This window comes from Trinickia sp., from assembly GCF_036503415.1.
Classification (GTDB): Bacteria; Pseudomonadota; Gammaproteobacteria; order Burkholderiales; family Burkholderiaceae; genus Trinickia.
Window position 1 is genome coordinate 1 of record NZ_DASXWY010000078.1, and the last position, 3,044, is coordinate 3,044.

A 3,044-nucleotide genomic window follows, 5' to 3' on the forward strand; every position below is an offset into this window, starting at 1 on the left:
GAGCATGAGCTTGCGCATGTTCTGCCGGCTCACGCCGACAACGTCCGCGACATCGCTCAGGCCGACGAAGTCCGGCACCGCCTCGATCAACGTTGCGCCAGGAAGGGCGCGACGCACATCGGACAAGGCAGACACCAACGCCACTTGTGCGGATGCGGCTTCGCGCGTGAACTCGAGCGCAACTCGCCCCGGCAAGCCCATCCCGACCAGCGCATCGTCGCACCCCGCCGCCCCGAGCCGCTCCATCAGTTCCGCCGGATCGCACAGTTCGACCGGCAGTTGATATCTCAAAGTGAATACGTATTCCATTGGCTTATTCCTTGGCACAGCCCTTTTATTGCCGCACGTTCATCTGGTGCGTCGTGCAGTGATCGACGACTCGCCGTAACGCTCGCGCGTGGTTGCCCGCGTTTTTCGGGGTGCTCCAAATACCGACGATGCAGAAGTCTCCGCAGCGGCACTCCGCATCGTTGTATGGGCAATAAAGCCTTCCCCAGGCGTGCGCTCCACCGACCTTTACGGTCCAGCCGTTCGCTTGCGCGTACCGCAGCGCCTCCTCGATTTCCTTCTTCGGATGCACCGGACGAGTCATACGAGCCCCAGGATAGGGGGAAACGGCGAGGTTGTCAAATGACAACTGCAACATTCGGACGCCGTTTTGGCGAAGCGCGAGGGGATGCAGAGCGCAAGCGCAGGGCTTGTCCGGCAATGAAACATGGCCTTCTCCAATGTGAGTGGAAAGGCTCATGCTCCCGCAAAGTGCGGTGCGTAGAAATCCGCCGAACGGCCAATGGATCTGGCTTCGGCAGAAACAAAAAAAACCCCGCATCGCTGCGGGGTTTCGTCTGGACGGACGCGCCGTGAGGCGCGTCCTTCATGCTGCTCGCTGTCGCGCGAGACTTACATGTCCATGCCCATGCCGCCCATACCGCCGGGCATGCCGCCAGGCATCGGCGCGTCCTTCTTCGGCAACTCGGCCACAGCCGCGTCCGTCGTCAGGAGCAGGCCGGCAACCGAAGCTGCGTTTTGCAGCGCCGTGCGCGTCACCTTCGTCGGATCGACCACGCCTGCTTCGACCAGATCGCCGTACTCGCCCGTGGCTGCGTTGTAGCCGTAGTTGCCCTTGCCATTGGCAACGGCCGCCACGACCACGCTGGCTTCTTCGCCACCGTTCGAGACGATCTGACGCAGCGGCTCTTCCATCGCACGCAGCACGATCTTGATACCTGCGTCCTGGTCGGCGTTGTCGCCCTTGACGCTGGCGATCGCCGCGCGAGCGCGGATCAGCGCCACACCGCCGCCGGGCACGATACCTTCTTCAACGGCCGCGCGCGTAGCGTGCAGCGCGTCTTCGACACGTGCCTTCTTTTCCTTCATTTCGACTTCGGTCGCAGCGCCGACCTTGATCACTGCGACGCCGCCGGCGAGCTTCGCCACACGCTCTTGCAGCTTTTCGCGATCGTAATCCGAAGTGGCTTCTTCGATCTGCGTGCGGATCTGCTTCACGCGTGCTTCGATGTTGGCGCCGTCGCCCGCACCGTCGATGATCGTCGTGTTTTCCTTCGCAACTTCGATGCGCTTCGCTTGACCGAGCTCTTGCAACGAGGCTTTTTCGAGCGAAAGACCCGTTTCCTCGGCGATCACCTGGCCGCCCGTGAGGATCGCGATGTCTTCGAGCATCGCCTTGCGACGATCGCCGAAGCCCGGCGCCTTGACCGCAACGGTCTTCAGGATGCCGCGGATGTTGTTCACGACCAGCGTGGCGAGTGCTTCGCCTTCGACGTCCTCGGCGATGATCAGCAGCGGACGGCCAGCCTTCGCGACTTGCTCGAGCACCGGCAGCAGATCGCGGATGTTCGAGATCTTCTTGTCGTGCAGCAGCACGAACGGGCTCTCGAGCACGGCGACTTGCTTGTCGGGGTTGTTGATGAAGTACGGGGACAGGTAGCCGCGGTCGAACTGCATACCTTCGACGACTTCGAGTTCGTCGGCGAGCGACTTGCCGTCTTCGACGGTGATGACGCCTTCCTTACCGACTTTGTCCATTGCCTCGGCGATGCGCTCGCCGATCGAGGTGTCGCTGTTGGCCGAAATCGAACCGACCTGGGCGATTTCCTTGTTCGTCGTGCACGGCTTGCTGATCTTCTTCAGCTCTTCGACGGCGGCGATCACGGCCTTGTCGATACCGCGCTTCAAGTCCATCGGGTTCATGCCCGATGCGACATACTTCATACCTTCGCGGACGATCGACTGAGCCAGCACCGTGGCCGTCGTCGTGCCGTCACCGGCGTTGTCGCTGGTCTTGGAAGCGACTTCCTTGACCATCTGCGCGCCCATGTTCTGGAGCTTGTCTTCGAGCTCGATTTCCTTCGCGACCGAGACACCGTCCTTGGTCACCGTCGGGCCGCCGAAGCTGCGCTCGAGCACGACGTTACGGCCCTTGGGGCCCAGCGTGACCTTCACCGCATTGGCGAGAATGTTCACGCCTTCGACCATCTTGGCGCGTGCGCTGTCGCCGAATACGACGTCTTTAGCTGCCATCTTCTAACTCCTTGAAATCTCAGTGGATATGGATCGGAAGCGTGATTACTTCTGAACGACCGCCATGATGTCTTCTTCGCGCATGACGAGCAGTTCCTGCCCGTCGACCTTCACGGTCTGGCCTGCGTACTTGCCGAACAGCACGCGATCGCCGACCTTGACGTCGAGCGAAATCTGGTCACCCTTGTCATTGCGCTTGCCCGGCCCGATCGCGAGCACTTCACCCTGGTCCGGCTTTTCGGCCGCGGCGTCGGGGATCACGATGCCCGAGGCGGTCTTGGTTTCTTGATCCAGACGCTTCACGATGACGCGATCGTGCAAAGGACGAAGGTTCATACAACACTCCTCTCTGATTGAGACTGAAGAACGCTTAGCTTGGTAGGCCGCCCAGCGACCCGGACGGAACTTGTTAGCACTCACGTGCAGCGAGTGCTAATTATATGGACGGGTTGCCCCGATTTCAAGAAGGGTCGGACGAGGAAGTGAGAATCGTTGATGTAAAC

At 61.1% G+C, this 3,044-nt stretch carries 3 protein-coding genes and 1 pseudogene; all 4 read right to left on the reverse strand.

Annotated elements, in window-relative coordinates:
• Positions 1–309: pseudogene (locus VGL01_RS10735) on the reverse strand (DNA-binding protein); the annotation flags it as partial.
• Between the two features lie 25 nt (positions 310–334).
• Positions 335–592: a hypothetical protein gene (locus VGL01_RS10740; protein ID WP_331569073.1), complete on the reverse strand. Its 258-nt coding sequence runs from the start codon at positions 590–592 to the stop codon at positions 335–337.
• 308 nt (positions 593–900) lie between these two features.
• Positions 901–2,541, reverse strand: coding sequence for a chaperonin GroEL (gene groL / locus VGL01_RS10745; protein WP_331569075.1), 1,641 nt, complete (start codon positions 2,539–2,541; stop codon positions 901–903).
• Positions 2,542–2,586: 45 nt separating this feature from the next.
• Positions 2,587–2,877: a co-chaperone GroES gene (gene groES / locus VGL01_RS10750; RefSeq protein ID WP_173256351.1), complete on the reverse strand. Its 291-nt coding sequence runs from the start codon at positions 2,875–2,877 to the stop codon at positions 2,587–2,589.
• Between the last annotated feature and the right edge of the window lie 167 nt (positions 2,878–3,044).

What these genes read in the sequence shown, in the direction of transcription:
- groES (WP_173256351.1), bottom strand. Translation starts at nt 2,877, where the DNA reads ATGAACCTTCGTCCTTTGCACGATCGCGTCATCGTGAAGCGTCTGGAT.
- groL (WP_331569075.1), bottom strand. Translation starts at nt 2,541, where the DNA reads ATGGCAGCTAAAGACGTCGTATTCGGCGACAGCGCACGCGCCAAGATG.
- VGL01_RS10740 (WP_331569073.1), bottom strand. Translation starts at nt 592, where the DNA reads ATGACTCGTCCGGTGCATCCGAAGAAGGAAATCGAGGAGGCGCTGCGG.